Below are 16507 nucleotides of genomic sequence, written 5' to 3' on the forward strand. Positions count from 1 at the left end.
GGCCGCGTCCGCACGGCCGTTGCAACGGCCCCGTGTTCATCGCCGCTCGACAGCCGCGTCCTCATGGCCGGCTCGACGACACTCGACATGACACCCGACGACACCGGGCGAGCGGGACGGGCGCACCGCGCCGGCGAGAGGAGAAAGGACGCGCGAGTCGGCGTACATGCGGGTGTCGCCCGGGAATGAAACGCTCATGGCGACCCTGGCAACCACCCCGCCCCGCACCGGGCCGCTCGTCGTCCAGCCGTTGAAGCGGCGGCACTGTGGCGAGTGTCGGGGCGGACCGCTCTCGCTGCTGGTGATGGAGGAGGGGGTTCCACGGTGTCTGGACTGTGCCGACCTCGGACATCTGGTGTTCCTGCCTCGGGGTGACACGGCGTTGACGCGGAGGTCGCGGGAGGGGAGCGGCTTGTCGGCGGTCGTGGTGCGGTTCAACCGGCGGCGGGGCCGGTACGAGAGGCAGGGGGTGCTCGTCGAGGAGGCGGCGCTCGCCCGGGCCGAGGAGCGGTGCCTTGCTGACGCGGAGGCGCGGCAGCGGCGCCGGGCGCGGGACGCGCGGCGCCGGGCCGCGGAGGATGTGCGCTTCACGGACGCGTTCGCGCGGGAGATCCGGCGACGGTTTCCCGGCTGTCCGGCCGACCGGGCGTACGCGATCGCCGTGCACGCCTCGGTGCGCGGCAGCGGGCGGGTGGGCCGCAGCGCCGCCGGGCGTGCGCTGTCCGATGCCGCGGTGGTCGCGGCCGTGCGCGCGGCGGTCCGGCACACGGACACGCCCTACGACCAGTTCCTGATGAGCGGTGTCACGCGCCACGAGGCCCGCCGTCGGATCGCCCCCGCGGTCGAGGCGACGCTCGCGGGCTGGTGCGCGGGCGATCGGACCGGGGGTGGACGGACCGGGGGTGGACGGGTCGAAAGCGGCGGCCCGGGCACGGCGCGGGAGGCCGGCTGATCCGAGACCGGGCCGGCCCGCCCCTCCCCACCCCTCCCTCACCCGTTCGCCACCCCTGAGGCGCCGATCCGAGAGGCCGCCCTCGAACACTGAACGCTGCCTTGAGACGCCCGGACATGCGGTGGCGCCTCTCAGCCATGGTCACTCTCCTCGTATGGCTTTTCACTTGCGGTGACAGGGAGCGCCATACAGGATCCTGGGGTTCGGGCCGGGGTGGTCCGGCTCCGCGGTTCCTGGAACGGTGCGCGAGTTGTTGACAAGAAGTGCTGCTTACGCGGGAGTTGCCATGATCGAGGGACCGTACTTCGTGCTCACCGTGGTGGGCGTGCTCGGCACCGGACTGGTGGCCGGGGTCTTCTGCGCGTTCTCGACGTTCGTGATGAGAGGCCTGGCCGCACTGCCTCCGGCGCAGGGTGTCGCGGCGATGCAGGCGATCAACGTGACCGCGCTGATGCCGGCCTTCATGTTCGTGTTCATCGGGTCGGCCGCGCTGTGTGCCGTGATCGCGGTGGTCACCTTCGTGCTGTGGCCCGACGAGGGCACGGTCGAACTGCTGCTGGGCAGCGCGCTGTATCTGTTCGGCTGCTTCGGGGTCACGATCGCGGCGAACGTTCCGCGCAACAACAGGCTGGCCGGGATGGAGCCCGGCACGCCGGAGGCCATCGCGTACTGGCCCACGTATGTGAGCGAGTGGTCGATGTGGAACCACGTCCGGATGATCGCCTCGGCCGCCGGAGCGATCTCGTACGTGCTGGCGCTGACCTGAGCCACCGCAGCCGCGTCCCCTGGGGCGGGCGCGGCTGCGGCGTCGTATCGTGACAGGAGGAGTCTGCCGAAGGCCCTACGGCCCGCCGCCCATGCCTGTCGCCCATTGCACATGGCCCATGGACCGTCACCCCACGCCATCGCCCGGATGGTGGTGTGGGAGACGGTGGCGGAGACCGTACAGGCCCCGTTCGCGTACGCGAGGGAGACGGCCATGGCCGATCCCAGTCCCGCCCCCGACCCCGATCCCGATCCCCGCGCCCATCCCGATCCCAAGGGTTTCCTCCACTCGTCCCGTGAGGAGTGGCCGCGTCGGCCCGTCGAGGACCGGGTCCGTGACTGGAACGAGGTGTACGTCCCCGGAGCTCTGCTGCCGATCGTCCGCACGCAGGCCGACCGGTGCATGGACTGCGGCATCCCCTTCTGCCACGATGCATGCCCGCTGGGCAACCTGATCCCCGACTGGAACGATCTGGTCGCGCGCGGCGACTGGCGCGGGGCGAGCGACCGGTTGCACGCGACGAACAATTTCCCCGAGTTCACCGGCCGGTTGTGCCCCGCTCCGTGCGAGACGGGCTGCGTCCTGGCGATCAACCAGCCCGCGGTCACGATCAAGAACGTCGAGGTCGCCATCGCCGACCGGGCCTGGGCCGACGGCCTCGCACCGCCGCGGCCGCCGGACCGCCTGTCGGGGCGCACCGTCGCGGTGATCGGCTCGGGGCCCACGGGGCTCGCGGCGGCACAGCAGCTGACCCGGGCCGGACACACCGTCGCCGTCTACGAGCGGGACGACCGGATCGGCGGGCTGATGCGGTACGGCATCCCCGAGTTCAAGATGGAGAAGCGGCACCTGGAGCGGCGGATCACGCAGATGCGGGCAGAGGGAACCAGGTTCCGTACATCGACCGCCGTCGGCCGGGACATCGGGGCGGCCGAGCTGCGAGCGCGCTACGACGCCGTCGTCCTTGCCGTGGGTGCCACGGCCTGGCGCGAGCTCCCGGTCGAAGGAAGTGAGTTGAGCGGCATCCATCAGGCGATGGAGTATCTGCCGTTGGCCAACCGGGTGTGCGAGGGGGATCTGGACGCGTCCCCGTTGTCCGCGGCGGGCAAGGACGTCGTGATCGTCGGCGGTGGCGACACGGGGGCGGACTGTCTGGGCACGGCGGTGCGCGAGGGCGCGAAGTCCGTGACCCAGCTGGACATCTACGCCCAGCCCGGCGCGGAGCGTGACGAGGACTCCGACCCGTGGCCGGTGTACCCGAAGATCTACCGGCTGTCCGCCGCGCACGAAGAGGCCCGGGATCTGGAGACCGCGCCCGCGGCTGACGCGGACGCCCGGCTCTTCGCGGCGTCCACGCTCCGCTTCACGGGCGATGCGGCCGGGCGGGTGCGTTCGCTGCACCTGGTCGAGGTCGACGCCGAGCGCCGCCCGCGCCCCAACACCGAGCGCGTACTCCCGGCCGACCTCGTGCTGCTGGCCCTCGGGTTCTCCGGTCCCGACCGCTCCGACGGTCTCGTCGGCCAACTCGGCCTGAGCCTCGACCCCCGCGGCACGATCACCCGCGACGCGGACTTCGCGACCAACGTGCCGGGGGTGTACGCCGCCGGGGACGCCGCGCGCGGCCAGTCCCTCATCGTGTGGGCGATCGCCGAGGGCCGGGCGGTGGCGGCAGCGGTGGACCGTCATCTGACGGGCGCCTCTCGGCTGCCTGCGCCGATCGGACCGCACGACCGCCCCATGACGGCGTAGCCGGCGTTCGCCCGGCCCCGCCTCTCTCCCCTACCCCTCCCCTACCCCGGTGATCCCGGTGTGCTGCTCCCACGACAGCTCTCAGCGTTGGTCCGTGCCCGCCGTCTTCGCCGTCGACAGGGCAACGCGGTTCCAGGTGTTGATCGCAAGGATCAGGGCCAGCACCTGGGCCAGTTCCCGGTCGTCGAAGTGCGCGGCGGCCTCGGCGTAGACGTCGTCCGGCACGCCGCCGTCGGCGACCAGCGTGACCGCATCCGTCAGCGCGAGGGCCGCCCGCTCCCTCTCGGTGAAGAAGTGCGGGGCCTCGCGCCACACCGCGACCATGTGCAGCCTGTCCTCGCTCTCGCCGGCCCTGCGGGCGTCGTTGGTGTGCATGTGGAGGCAGTACGCGCAGTGGTTGCGGTGCGAGGCGCATATCTGGATCAGTTCAACGAGAGCCGGATCGAGCCCCTCACGGGCCGCGGCGTCGAAGCCGATGAGGGCGCGGAAGACCTTGGGAGCGGACTTCCCGAAGTCGAGGCGAACGGGGCGAGCGGGGCGAACATTTTCGGCCACCCGCGAGGCCACCCCAGTGGCCTCGGTGACCCCAGCGGCCTCGGTCGCATCCCCAGTGCTACTGATCACCGCGAGCGTAGTGTGCGTGGCGTGCATCGTGTTTGTCGTCATGACCATGAATCTATGTGCCTCAAAGACCCCCGGTAGGGTGCATTTTCATGGCAGATTCATGGGTCAATTATGCGGAGCGCATCGGCGTCGACCTGCATCTGAAACTGTCCGGTCCGGGTGGCCGGCGCGCTGCCCTGATCCGCGCTCTGCGCGAGGCGATCCGCAGCGGGCGTCTCGCTCCGGGCACCCGCCTTCCCCCGTACCGCTCGCTCGCCGCCGACCTGGGCGTGGTGCGCAACACGGTGGCCGACGCGTACGCCGAGCTCGTCGCGGAGGGCTGGCTCACGGCGCGCCAGGGCTCGGGCACCCGGGTCGCCGAGCGAGCAGAACCGCTGGAGGCCAAGGCGCGCGTACCCAAGAAGACACCTCCACGCGCGCGTGGGCCGCGGCACGACCTGCGGCAGGGCACCCCGGACGCGTCGGCGTTCCCGCGCACCGCCTGGCTCGCCTCGTACCGGCGGGCTCTCCAGCGGGCCCCCGCCGAAGCGTTCGGGCCCGGCGATGCCGCGGGGCGACCCGAACTGCGGGAGGCGCTCACGGAGTACCTGGCACGCGCGCGTGGTGTCCGTACCGAGCCGGGACGGATCGTGATCTGTTCGGGTTTCGCGCACGCTCTGCGGCTGCTCTTCCCCACGATTCTGCGGGGCTCCCTGGCCGTCGAGTCGTACGGTCTCCCCTTCCATCGGGGGCTGCTGGCCGCGGCAGGAGTTCGGACCGTCCCGCTGGCCCTCGACGAGGACGGCGCCCAGGTCGGCGACCTCGGCAGGGAGCGGGCCGTGCTGCTCACGCCCGCGCACCAGTTCCCGACCGGCGGGCCGTTGCATCCCGCGCGGCGAGCCGCCGTGATCGACTGGGCACGCGCGCGTGGAGGGGTGATTCTGGAGGACGACTACGACGGGGAGTTCCGCTACGACCGCAAGCCTGTCGGGGCCTTGCAGGGCCTGGATCCGGAGCGGGTCATCCACATCGGTTCGGTCAGCAAGAGCCTGTCGCCCGCGCTGCGGCTGGGCTGGATGGTCCTTCCCGAGCGGTACGTCGAAGACGTGCTGGCGGCAAAGGGCGAGCGGGAGGCCTGGGCGAGCGTCCTGGACCAGTTGACGCTCGCGGACTTCGTCGAGTCGGGGTCGTACGACCGTCATGTACGGCGGATGCGGCAGCGGTACCGGAGGCGGCGGGACCGTTTGATCGAGGCGCTCGCCGTACAGGCACCGCATGTCGAGGTCACCGGGATCGCGGCCGGGCTCCACGCGGTGCTGCGGTTGCCGCCCGGCAGCGAGCAGTCCGCGGTGAAGGCCGCCGTGTGGCAGGGCCTCTCGCTGGACGGGCTCGCGGAGTTCCGGCACCCGGAGGCGGCCGGAGCGGCGCCGGACGGCCTTGTCGTGGGCTATGCCACGCCCTCGGAGCACGCCTACGGAGCCGCGCTGAACGCGTTGTGCGCCGCGCTGCCGCCTCCGTGAGTCTCCTTGCAACTCCGTGGATCCCCGCACGTCCCCCTGTTGGCGGTCGGTCCTGGAGGGTGCTCCAGGACGACGGTTGGCGAACGTCACGAAGACGGTGCGTGCGACGGGAGGAACGGGGCGCGCACCACGATGTCGGCGCGGAGCTGGAGCCCCCGGTCCCGGCCCCGACCCCCAGGAACCGCCCCTGGCAGGTCAGTTCACGTCCGTGCTGGACGTGCGGGGCCGGCACGACTTCCGTGCGGCCGTACGCACCGTGGTCGACCTGCGTGCCGAGGACCCGTCCGCCGCCCAGCTCGCCGGACCGCACAGGGCGGGCCTGGACGTCGTACGGCTGCCCGTACGGGACGGACAGATCCCGACGCCGCACCAGGTACGGCGCTTCCTGGGCGTCGTCGGTGCGCCCCCGGGGCCGGTGTTCGTGCACTGCGGGGCGGGTGTGAGCGGTACGGGGACGATGGCTGCGGCATACCCCGTGCATGCCGGGCAGGAATCCCCGTCGGATGCGGTCCGCCGCAACCTCGCGGTCGGACCGCCGTCCATCGAGCAGATCCACTACGCGCTGAGCCTCGGCCCGAGCCGGGCGGAGCAGCCGCCGTTACCGGTGGTGGCGGTCAGCCGGCTCGTGGACGCGCCACGGCGCATGTGGTCCTGGTTCTGAATCGGCGTTCTCGCGGCGACGTTCTTGCAGTGGCGTTCCGACAACGGCGTTCTCGACACTGGTCGGTGGCCTCAGGAGAGCAGGAAGTCCGCCTCCCCCGCCTTGGCGCCCTGGATGAACGCGGTCATCTCGCCGGGGGTGTAGATGAGAGCTGGACCGTCCGGGTCGGCCGACTGACGCACCGCGATCCGGCCGTCGGCGAGCTTCATCGCCTCCAGGCAGTTGCCGCCGTTGCCCCCGCTCCACGGCTTGTGCCAGCCCTCGCTGCCCAGTTCCCTGGCGGGCATGCCGTTGTAGATCCGCGCGAGGCGTATCCGGGACTTGATGCGATCCATTCACAGCTCCTTGCGGAGATCCAGCAGGATCTCCTTCGTGCGATGTGCCGTGGCGGCCTGCGCCGCCATGCGGTCCATGACCTCGAGGTGGGTTGCCACCTCGGTGCGCGCGTCCAGATAGACGGCACCGGTCAGGTACTCGCTGTAGACCATGTCCGGCAGTTCGGGCATGGCAAAGCGGAACAGCACGAACGGCCCGTACGTGCCCGCGTGCGGCCCCGAGGAGAAGGGGGCGATCTGCAGTGTCACGTTGGGCAGTTTCGTGGCCTCCAGCAGCCTGTCGAGCTGGCCGCGCATGACCTCGGGGCCGCCGACCGGGCGGCGCAGGGCGGTCTCGTCCATCACGGCCCAGAACCGGGGCGCGCCCTGGCGCGTCAGCAGTTCCTGCCGTTGCATACGCAGCGCCACATGGCGCTCTATGTCCTCGGGTCTTGTCTGGCCGATGGCGCCGGATTCCATGACGCCACGCGCGTACTCCTCGGTCTGCAGCACTCCGGGTACGAAGTGGGGTTCGTAGGAGCGGATGAGGGAGGCCGCTCCCTCCAGGCTCACGTACATCGAGAACCAGCCCGGCAGGATGTCGTGGAACCGCTGCCACCAGCCCGGCTGGTTCGCCTCCTCGGCGAGCGCGACGAACGCTTCGGCCTCGCCGTCGGAGACGCCGTACGACTTCAGCAGGAGCTGGAGGTACGGAATCTTGAGTGATACTTCGGCCATCTCCATACGCCGGACGGTGGCGGCGGTGACCCGCAGAATGCGCGCCGCCTCCTCACGCTTGAGCCCCGCGCGTTCCCGCAGGTCCAGCAGACGCCGCCCGAGGACGACCTGCCCGACCGTCGGCGCGGACCGCGGCTCACTCACGTCCACCTCCACTTTGGTCCGGACAGCCGGGGCGGCGCCCGTTCGGGCCCTGTACGGGTACCCAACTGACGCCGCGCCACATGCTGTTGCGAGCAGTGTGCCATGGCCATACCGCCCAGAACACTGCACTCTGCAATTTTCAGAGTGACACTTGCCAAGTGTTCACGACGGGGAGATAGTGGCAAGCGTGATTCCGTCCGCGCCGTTAGGAACAGACGCCGTCGAGGACCGGTTCCGTCTTGGTGCCACTGCCGGGGTACGCCCCGACACGGCAGCCGAGCGCCGGTTCCGCTTCGAGCTGGCCGCACACCCGGGCTCCGCAGCACAGGCCCGACACCTGACGCGCGCCCGGCTTTCGGGGTGGGCCGTCTGCGAGGACACCTGCGACACGGCAGAGCTCGTCGTCTCCGAACTGGTCACCAACGCCATCGTGCACACAGCGAGCCGCCATGTGGTGTGCGAGCTGCACGACGGCGAGGACCTGCTGCGGATAGCCGTCCGTGACGAGGGATGTGCGCCGGGTGAGCCCCACCCGTCGCCACAGCGCCCTGATGAGGAGCATGGGAGGGGACTGCTTCTCGTCGCGGCGATGTGCACTGCCTGGGGCGCCCAGGAAACCGGTCCCGGACTGCTGGTCTGGGCGGACCTGCCGCGCTCGGCGAACAACGGCGCCGAGCCGCGGTCGGACCTGGGTTGGAGTGCGAGGAGCCGGCCGGCCCCAGCCGGCTCCTCGCCGACCGGGATATGTATGCCCCCGGCCGGAACACTCCCGACCGGACACGAGCGGGTTTGAGCTGAACCGTTCCAGTGCCGAGCCGCCGGTCGGCCACCGGCCGGTGCGGATATCGGGAGAGGGGCTGAATGGGTGTGAGGGCTACCTCGGCCGGTGCGCCACGGACGCTGAGCCTGGACACGCTGGTCCGCATCGAACGCGGCCGGGCGACGTCGGGCCCGGCTGGGTCGCGGCGGCTGACCGTGCCGGAGGGCATGCGGGCCCCGCTGGGCTGCGACGCGGTGGCGATGCCCGCGAGAATCGGCCCGCTGGTGATGCCCCGGCTGCCGCGCGTCGGCTGCGTGTACGCCGACAGTACGCACTGGTGGTGGCTCGTGCCGTCCGACTCCGATGTCGCCCTGGAGTGGCCCGCGCCCGCGCACTACGCCACAGGGGCGCGCGTTCCCGCCTCGCCCAGCCTTCCCGGCCTGATCCACACACCTGACGGCACCCTTCCGTACACCCCGCCGATCCCCCTCTATCTGGCGCTGTGCCGGGTGACAGGGACGCCGCCGGCCTGGTCCCGGCCGATCAGCGCCTGAGCCGACCAGTACACGAGTCGACCAGTACACGCGTCGACCAGCGCCTGGGTCGATCAGCGCCCGAGTCGATCAGCACCTGGTCGTACGTTCGGTCCGCCACAGTTCTCTCCCGCCCCCGGGTGCGTGGAAGCACACGTTCCCGGGCATGGCACAGCGCGCGGCCACGAGCGCCCGGGCGCGCTCCGGTTACGCCGTACCGGAGCGGGCACGCGCCCTGCCCGACAGCGCCCCACACCGCGATAGTGGCCGTCCGTCCACGATCGGGGAGGTCAACGGTGAGGTCTGCTGAGTCATCGGGACCATCGAAGAGGACCACGTCGGCAAAGTCCCCAGAAGCCGCCCGGAAAGGGCCAGGTGCCACCCGGAAGGAGCCGGCCCCGGGGGCCACCGGCGGGAAAGCCGGTGCGGACGGGCCTGAACCCTCCGAGTCCGAGCGGCTTCTGTTCGGCGGCCCGCTGCGTTACGACATGGGCTGGTCACAGCACTCCAACGCGTTCATGGAGCTGAACTTCCGTGCCATGCTGACGCGGCTGCCCGCGCTGCTCGCGTCCAGTTTCCGGCTGGCGTGGCAGGCGGACCGCCAGGCCGCGCGCATCGTCCTGGCCGCGGAAGTGAGCCGCGGTCTGGCGCAGGCGGTGAGTCTGCTGGCGGTCAACAGCGTCCTGGGGCGCCTGATGGGCGGCGGCCCGGTCGCGGACCGGCTGCGGGACGCGGTGCCCGCACTTGTCGCGGTCGCCGTGGTGACGCTGCTCGCCGCACTGCTGCGCGCCGCCTCGACGTACGCCACCGGCCGCCTCGAACCGAAGGTGGAACGGGTCGCGACGGAGCTGTATCTGGAACGGGCCGCGACGGTCGAACTGTCGGCCATCGAGGACGAGGCGTTCCACAAGCTGCTGGACACCGCGCAGTACGGCGCCTCGTCCGCCCGGCGCATGATCGGGATCGCCACGCGCGTGGTGAACGCGATGATCTCGCTGATCGCGGCGGCCGGCGTCCTCACAGTGCTGCACCCGGAAGTCGCTGCTTAATCGTCGTGTCGCTTTACTCGCGGTACACCTTGGAGTGATTCCTCCAAGTCTGTTGCATTCAGGCCGTGTCGAATATCTAGGCTCCGCGCCATGCAACTGATCGGTTTCTCCGCCGCCGGCTGGGAGTCCTGGGATGTGGCTCGGCAGCCGCTCATCCGGGACCGGATGCCCGTACTCATCGACGACGACCTGAGATTCGAGGACGCTCCAGGAGCGCCCCGGCCGACGGTGTTCGTCAACCGCTGGCTGCGTGAGCTTCCGCTGAACGGTGCCCCAGCCACACGCACTTGGCAGAACAGCGCCAGCTGCCTCCGCGACTGGCTGACGTTCCTCCAGGTCCGGGGGGTCAGCCCCTTGGGTGACGGTCAGGACCTGCGCGCCACCTTGGGCATGTACGCCGAGTACCGGCTGGCCGGCGAGCTGACGGACCGCTGGGACCCCAGCACCTGGAACCTGAACATGGGGATCCTGTCGGGCTTCTACACATGGGCCCGTGACGAAGGCATCGCCGCCGCCGTGCCGTTCAGCTACCGGACAGGCCGACGCATGGCGGATGGGGTTCTGGTCGATGTGGAGCGGAACCTCGCCAAGCTGCGCACACCCAGGCCGCACACAACGATCAAGTACCTGGAACGGGACTTCGCGGAGTTGTTCGTGCGGGGGCTGGCAGGGCTCGGCCCGGATGGCGAGCCGGACCCGAGCTACCGCGGCCGGGAAGGGGCGCGTAACGCGGCGATGGGCCGACTGGTGCTGTCCAGCGGCCTGCGGCGGCAGGAGTTCACACACCTGACGGTCTACGAAGTGCCGCCTCTTCCGTCCCGCTCGCGAACACTGCCCGTGCTGTTTCCGCTGAGCCATGCGATCACCAAGGGGCAGAAGGCCCGCACAACGTGGATCAGCTATGAGGCGCTCGCCGAGGTGCACCAGTACATCGAGTTGGACCGGGCGGCGTCGGCCGAGGGCTTCACGTGGCGGCCGCCATCGAATCTGGGTGAGCCGCTGGTGGTGAAGGAGCCCGACTGGGAGGGCGCGTTCCTCAACGGGAAGCGGAGGTCGTGGCGGAAGTTGCGTCCGGCCGAGCGGCTGCGTCTGGTCGGTCCGGATGGCGGGTCGCCGCTGCTGGGCCTGCAGTCCTCGGGGAAGCCGTTCGTGGACTGGGCGACGGTCTTCCGTCGCACGTCGGCCCGTATCCGCGAGCGGTTCGAGCCGCGGTTTCCGACGGTGGCCCCGCACCGGCTGCGTCACTCGATGGCGATGGCGACCCTGGAGTGGCTGGTCACGGGCTACTACCAGCGGGCGGCTGCCCTCGCGGCGGACACCGGAGACGACGCCGCGATGGCTCTCTATCTGACCCGGAACGATCCGATGCTGATCCTGCGGGACTTGCTCGGCCACCAGAGCGTCCTGTCGACGGAGCTTTACATCGCTCGCTTGGACGTCACACGGATCTATCGCGACGCCTACAAGGACACGGCCGACGCACTGCATCCGGAGGCTGCCGCCGAAGCCGCGGCCGAGTTCGATGACGAGGAGGCCGGCGGATGCCCGCGTACGTGATGGACGAGCCGTTGGCGGTGCGCTTCGTGTTTCCCAACGGTCGTGAGTGGACGGCTGTTCTGGAGGGTCTGCCCAATCCCGGGCTGGCGCGTGATCTTGCTAAGGGGCTCGCGGCCAACGCGCATCCCTCTGGCGGTATCGGCGCGAAGAACACGGCGAAGGCGTACGCGGTGGCCCTCCGCAAGATGGTGAGTGCCTTGGCTGAGGCCGGGTTCACCGGGCGTGCCCCGGATCTGACGCGGGCCGCGCTGGTCCGCTACTGGATGGCCAGCACGTATACGCGTGAGCGCGAGACCCGCATGCTGTTGAAGGGCTTCGACGCGGTCACCGGAGCCCTGCGTCCGGAGGTGCGGACGTATCTCACAGGGAACCAGATCCAGGCGTATCGAGGCACCAGCCCGTACAAGGCGTACACCGATGGAGAGTGGGAGCGGCTGGAGACGTCGTGCCGGGCGGTGGTGGACGACAGTTGGGCCCGTCACCGGCGGGCTCTGGAGCTGGCCGCGCAGGGCGGCGAGCCGTCGGCGAGCGCGCACCACAGTCCGCAGGACATCGCCTGGCTGCTGTTGCGGGACGGCCCCTTTCCGGACCGGCCCGTGTACCGGGCGCGGACCCAGGGCACGAAGTCGACACAGTGGGACCTGCGCCGGGCAGTGCGGCAGGTACGCAGTGATCTGTTTCCGCATCCGGTCGTCCAAGTCGCCTACTCCGTCTTGTTCGGCATGTACTGCGGGGTCGTGCCGGACGGCATTGACGATCTGGGGTTGGACGGTCTCGAGTGGACCGGCGACGCCACGATGCTGATCACCTACATCAAGGGGCGTACTGCGCGGGAGAGTTCCAATCTTCCGGCTCGGGCGGTGCGGCTGCTGGAGCGGTGGCTGGCGTACTCGGCGCCGCTGCGGAACTTCACTGACGCCGAGATCCGTGGGCAGCTGTGGATCTCGTACACGCCGAAGTGGTACACGACGAGTGGGGAGTTCAGTCCGGTTGTCGGCCCTCCGTTGGGCACGGGCCGTCATCGTGATCTGGTGAAGCAGCTGGGCCTGGTGGACGATGCGGGGAAGCCGTTCGTGATCCATCGCGGCCGGATTCGTGCGACGTACCACGAACGATTGGCCCGGCGAGGGTGGACCGGACGGGCCACGATCGATCCGAACCACACCGCCCGCACCGAAGGCGATCACTACGTCACTCCGACCAGTCCTGCGCAGCTCGATGCGGTGGAGTCGATTATCGAGGACGGTCAGGCCGACATCCTGCGCAAGGCGCTGCCGCCGGTGGTGCTCTCTGCGGGGCAGGCAGCGCAGTTCGCCGAGGATTTTCCTGACGAGGTGAAGCGGCTCAAGCTGGATGCCACGGCGATTGCCGAGTTGGTGGGCGGCGAGCGCGATGTGTTCACCGCTGCGTGCGCCGATCAACTGGCCGGAGTCCACGGTCCGGCCGGGCAACCGTGTCCGGCCCGGCCGTGGGTGTGTCTTCTGTGCCCGCTGTCGGTGTTCTTACCACGTCACGCGGCGAACCTGCTGCGGCTGAACGCCTTCTTCGCGCGCCAGTTCCGGCAGATGCCTACGGAGAACTTCGTTCGGGTCTTCGGTCCGTACGCCGATCGTCTGACCAGCGAGATCCTGCCGAAGCTCTCCGTCGAGGCCAAGGCGAAGGGCGAACGCGAGGTGGAGGACGACGACACTGATCTCCCGCTGAGGCCCGAGGAGGCCACACTGTGACGCACCCTCCCGTACATGCACTTCTTTCCCGTCACCGTCGGCTGGCCTCGGTCTTCGCTCAGAGTGACGTGTGTGAGATCGCCGGGCTGCGACTCGTCGATGGTGCGACACGCCCGCGGTTCGAGCAGGACCGTTGGGTGTTCTCCGGCCTCGCGGACGCACACCGGATGATGTCCGACCACGAGCAGATCTGGGACTTCCCCCGGATCGTCAATCCGCTATGGAGAATCGTGGCCAAGGAGATCCTGCTGGCGATGCTGGCCCCGCAGTACGAGGCGGTGCTGGAGTGCGCGCATGCGCTGCGGGCCGCCCGTTCTCCCCGGACCTGCTTCAACTTCCTGCAGCGATACACCGAGTGGTTCAACTGGCTCACCGAGCAAGGGATCACGGCTCTGGAGGATGTCACGCAGGAGATGTGCGAACGGTACCTGGAGCACTACTCGTGGAGCGTCCCGGTCCCCGGGCGGCCAAGGCGACGTCTCGAACCGTACTCAACCGTGGCGCATGTCCGGATCCTCAAACTGATTGCCCAGTACGAGGAGTTGCTGTCCAGCGACAGCTACGAAACCGGGTTTGTCCCGTGGAGAGGGAAGACCGCCACCCAGGTCGTCGGCTACAAGTCGAAGGGGCCGAACCTCACACCGCCCGTGCCGGACTCCATGCTGCAGCCGCTGTTGGCCACCTGCCTGTACGTCGTCAATGAAGTGGGGCCGCATCTGGCAGACCTGATGGACACGGCGCGCACGTCCCGAGCGGACACGACGGTGTCAGGCAGCGTCACCCTGGCGCACCTTCCCGCTCTGCGGCAGGTCCTGGCCATCATGCGGGCCAATGGCGAACCCCTGCCCGCGGTTGATGATGTTCAGCTGCGGAAGCGCACCACGCTGGGACAGGAGGGTCCCCTGAAGCACCTGGGGTGGGAAGCACTCGCCCGCACCATCGACGCCCGCAGATTCGGAGACGACGCGCGTCGGCAAATGATCCCTGAACTGACCGCCCTGGCCGCCGAGGTCGGATTCCAGCCGCCGCTGGCCCGGCAGGCCGCAGCCATCCCGCGCTTGGGGGACGGCGAGCTGATCCCGTGGACATTGCCGTTGGCTGAGGGCGATCTCTTCTTCATGGTCGACCATGCGGTGACAGCCTGTCTGGCGGTGACCTGCGCCCTCAGCGGAATGCGGACCAGCGAACTGTTGGAGATCGAGGCAGGGTGCCGACTCCCTGCTGTGACAACGTCTGGGGGCGGCCGCCGGTTTCGGCTCGCCAGCCGCCTGATCAAAGGGCAGAAGTTCGGGGGAGTCCCCGACGAGTGGGTGGTCATCGAGCAGGTGGACCGAGCCGTGGCCCTCGCCGAACGCCTGGTGAACCGGCCTGCCGGTGAGGCGCTGTTCGGCACCATCGATCTGTCCGGCCGATTGAAGAACCTGCGTGGCTGGCTGGAGCGGACCGGCAACCGGGAGCGCTGGGGACTCCCGATCATCCCCCAAGGCCCGCTCAATGCCAGGATGCTGCGACGGACGCTGTCCCTGGCCATCGCGGAGCGGCCGGGGGGTCTGCTGGCGGCGAAGATCGCCCTCAAGCACATCTCCGTAGCCACCACGGAGGGCTATGCCGCTCGCCCCGGCGGATCCCAGCGACTGTTCCATGCCGAGATCGAAGAAGCCGAAGAAGCCCATCACGTGCAGCTGACGGTGGAGGCATTCCGCGATGTCCAAGCAGGCCGTATGCCCGCCGGTCCCGGTGCACGCGGCCTGATCGAGGCATTCCACCACGTGGATGCCCAGCTGAAGGACGCGGCCCGCACAGACCCGAAGATCCTCAAGGACGACCGTCACCTGGAGAATCTCCTGCGTAAACAGGCCAAGACGCTGCACGTCGGGCCTGCAAACTTCTGCTGGTTCCGTGACCCGTCGAAGGCCCTGTGCCTGCGCCTGGCCGGCACGCCGGATGCGGCGAAGCCACTGGTCGGCATGTGCGACTCGGCTCGCTGCCCGCAGGCCACCCACCACCCCTGCCACCGTCCTGTCTGGGCCGGACAGGCCACCGCCATCGATGTGTTCATCGAGAGCCCTCGGGTGGCCAAGGGCGAGAAAGCACGGCTGGTACCCGAGCGCGATCGCGCCCTGCGAGTCGTCGCCGAGATCGACGCCGCCCAGGCCGCGTCCGGTGGAGAGGAGTGACATGGCCCGGCTCACCTGGGATGACAAAGCTCGCAACGAGGCCGCAATCCGGGCTGCTATGGAACGGATCCTGAGCGGGAACCTGCCGCCCGGGGGAAAGGCGGACCTCAAGACCCTCGCCGCCCTGGCCGGGGTCACCCGCACCGGCTTCTACCCCAAACCCAACCGCGACGGCACCACCAGGCCCGGTGCCTACCAGCACCTCGCCGAGGAGTTCGAGCGGCGGCTCAGGGAACTTCAGGACGCTGGGGAAATCCTCGATCCCCGAGTCGCGCAGATCGAGCGGCTCAAGAAGGAGAACGCCGAACTGAAGAGACGCATCACCGACCGCAATGAGGAGCTGACGAAGCTGTCCGAGTTCAAGACCCTGGCGATCTCCCGGTTGGCCGCCCAGCACGACGAGATCATGCGATTGCGCGAGCAGGCCGCCAACGGCGAGAACGTCCGCCGACTCCCCGCTGTCGGCGACCGGACTGCCCCGTTCGGGTCGTGCAGCTGACCGCCGACTGCACCATCACCTCGCTCCTCACTGCCGTGTTCGGTAGCTGAGCAGCCACATGTCAACGCCATCATTGACGATCTTGTTGACCTCGGCGGGCGAGAGCTCGTGCATGCCATAGCTGGACTGATGCGCCGCCTCATGGGCGGTGAGCAGGACGAGTTGATGAGCAGCCAGTTCGACATCGGGCACATCAAGGACACCCTTACGAACCTGCTGCTCGATCTCCTGGGCGAGGGCCGCCTCGAACGGGGCACGCGGGCGCGCCCATTCTTCGGCGAGCTCGGGGTGGCGCACCTGCTCGGAGATGATGACGCGGCGTAGTGCGTTGAGGTCCTTTGCCAGGACCAGTTCCACCCAGAGACGTGCGGCCGCGCGTAGGTCGCGGTCCAGGTCGCCCGATTCCTTGAACTCGGTCGCGAACCGGGACTCGGACTCGCTCGTCGCGTCGCGCTGCGCCGCCTCGATGACCGCGGTGAACAGGCTCTTCTTGTCGCCGAAGTGGTTGTAAATCGTCTGCTTCGAGACTCCGGCCTCCGCTGCGATCGCATCGACGCTGGTGTCGGTGAAGCCGTTGCGCAGGAATACGTGTCTGGCCGCGTCGATGATCGCCCGCCGCTTTCCGGGTCGGCCTGGGCGGGCGCCGTGTGCTGAGGGCGCCGATCCCGCAGGAGCCTGATGTTGACGACTTGGACTCATGAGTCCAATACTATAGTCAATGACTTGGACTAGACGGTCTAGTCCAAAAAACTGGGAGC

At 69.4% G+C, this 16507-nt stretch carries 16 protein-coding genes and 1 pseudogene; 13 read left to right on the forward strand and 4 right to left on the reverse strand.

The features are described from left to right. The first annotated feature begins 196 nt into the window (after positions 1-196). From AB0D14_RS02205 to AB0D14_RS02215, 3 genes are all read left to right on the forward strand, one after another. Positions 197-952, forward strand: a complete 756-nt coding sequence (locus AB0D14_RS02205; protein WP_362773403.1) for a DUF2293 domain-containing protein — start codon at positions 197-199, stop codon at positions 950-952. 286 nt (positions 953-1238) lie between these two features. Then, entirely contained in the window at positions 1239-1718 is a 480-nt protein-coding gene (locus AB0D14_RS02210) for an anthrone oxygenase family protein (RefSeq protein WP_362773406.1), read from the forward strand. Positions 1719-1931: 213 nt separating this feature from the next. Continuing rightward, the gene (locus AB0D14_RS02215; protein ID WP_362773901.1) at positions 1932-3467 is read left to right on the forward strand and encodes a glutamate synthase subunit beta; all 1536 of its coding nucleotides are present in this window, start codon (positions 1932-1934) and stop codon (positions 3465-3467) included. An 81-nt stretch (positions 3468-3548) separates the two neighbouring features. Here the strand turns inward: AB0D14_RS02215 and AB0D14_RS02220 are convergent, their stop codons facing one another. Beyond that, complete coding sequence (locus AB0D14_RS02220; protein WP_362773409.1) at positions 3549-4139, reverse strand: carboxymuconolactone decarboxylase family protein; 591 nt, start codon at positions 4137-4139, stop codon at positions 3549-3551. A 41-nt stretch (positions 4140-4180) separates the two neighbouring features. Between AB0D14_RS02220 and AB0D14_RS02225 the strand changes: the two genes are divergently transcribed. After that, positions 4181-5590, forward strand: a complete 1410-nt coding sequence (locus AB0D14_RS02225) for a PLP-dependent aminotransferase family protein (protein ID WP_362773411.1) — start codon at positions 4181-4183, stop codon at positions 5588-5590. A gap of 208 nt (positions 5591-5798) precedes the next feature. Further along, complete coding sequence (locus AB0D14_RS02230; RefSeq protein ID WP_362773413.1) at positions 5799-6251, forward strand: hypothetical protein; 453 nt, start codon at positions 5799-5801, stop codon at positions 6249-6251. 71 nt (positions 6252-6322) lie between these two features. On the opposite strand, the gene AB0D14_RS02235 is transcribed toward AB0D14_RS02230, so the two are convergent. Together AB0D14_RS02235 and AB0D14_RS02240 are read right to left on the reverse strand one after the other, a co-directional pair. Beyond that, a complete protein-coding gene (locus tag AB0D14_RS02235; RefSeq protein WP_107017598.1) occupies positions 6323-6586 on the reverse strand; it encodes a DUF397 domain-containing protein in 264 nt (87 codons plus the stop codon). Continuing rightward, a complete protein-coding gene (locus tag AB0D14_RS02240; protein ID WP_362773415.1) occupies positions 6587-7447 on the reverse strand; it encodes a helix-turn-helix transcriptional regulator in 861 nt (286 codons plus the stop codon). 178 nt (positions 7448-7625) lie between these two features. Between AB0D14_RS02240 and AB0D14_RS02245 the strand changes: the two genes are divergently transcribed. From AB0D14_RS02245 to AB0D14_RS02280, 8 genes and pseudogenes are all read left to right on the forward strand, one after another. Continuing rightward, positions 7626-8240: an ATP-binding protein gene (locus AB0D14_RS02245; RefSeq protein WP_362773418.1), complete on the forward strand. Its 615-nt coding sequence runs from the start codon at positions 7626-7628 to the stop codon at positions 8238-8240. Between the two features lie 68 nt (positions 8241-8308). Then, positions 8309-8761 (forward strand): hypothetical protein, encoded by a 453-nt coding sequence (locus tag AB0D14_RS02250; RefSeq protein WP_362773420.1) that lies wholly within the window; start codon positions 8309-8311, stop codon positions 8759-8761. Between the two features lie 145 nt (positions 8762-8906). Continuing rightward, positions 8907-9050 carry a hypothetical protein gene (locus tag AB0D14_RS02255; RefSeq protein WP_362773423.1) on the forward strand — a complete coding sequence of 48 codons (144 nt, stop codon included), beginning with the start codon at positions 8907-8909 and terminating at the stop codon, positions 9048-9050. A gap of 178 nt (positions 9051-9228) precedes the next feature. After that, a pseudogene (locus AB0D14_RS02260) lies at positions 9229-9774 on the forward strand (ABC transporter ATP-binding protein); the annotation flags it as partial. 105 nt (positions 9775-9879) lie between these two features. Further along, positions 9880-11346, forward strand: coding sequence for a site-specific integrase (locus AB0D14_RS02265; protein WP_362773425.1), 1467 nt, complete (start codon positions 9880-9882; stop codon positions 11344-11346). After that, positions 11331-13073, forward strand: coding sequence for a hypothetical protein (locus AB0D14_RS02270; protein ID WP_362773428.1), 1743 nt, complete (start codon positions 11331-11333; stop codon positions 13071-13073). Before AB0D14_RS02265 ends, AB0D14_RS02270 begins: the two co-directional genes overlap by 16 nt. Positions 13074-13141: 68 nt before the next feature. After that, on the forward strand, positions 13142-15250 hold the full coding sequence (locus tag AB0D14_RS02275; protein WP_362773430.1) for an integrase: 2109 nt from the start codon (positions 13142-13144) through the stop codon (positions 15248-15250). A gap of 1 nt (position 15251) precedes the next feature. Further along, entirely contained in the window at positions 15252-15749 is a 498-nt protein-coding gene (locus AB0D14_RS02280) for a hypothetical protein (protein ID WP_362773433.1), read from the forward strand. 27 nt (positions 15750-15776) lie between these two features. Here AB0D14_RS02280 and AB0D14_RS02285 read toward each other — a convergent pair whose 3' ends face one another. Next, positions 15777-16448, reverse strand: a complete 672-nt coding sequence (locus AB0D14_RS02285; protein ID WP_362773435.1) for a TetR/AcrR family transcriptional regulator — start codon at positions 16446-16448, stop codon at positions 15777-15779. Positions 16449-16507: the final 59 nt, after the last annotated feature.

Source organism: Streptomyces sp. NPDC048484 (assembly GCF_040651415.1).
Taxonomy (GTDB): domain Bacteria; phylum Actinomycetota; class Actinomycetes; order Streptomycetales; family Streptomycetaceae; genus Streptomyces.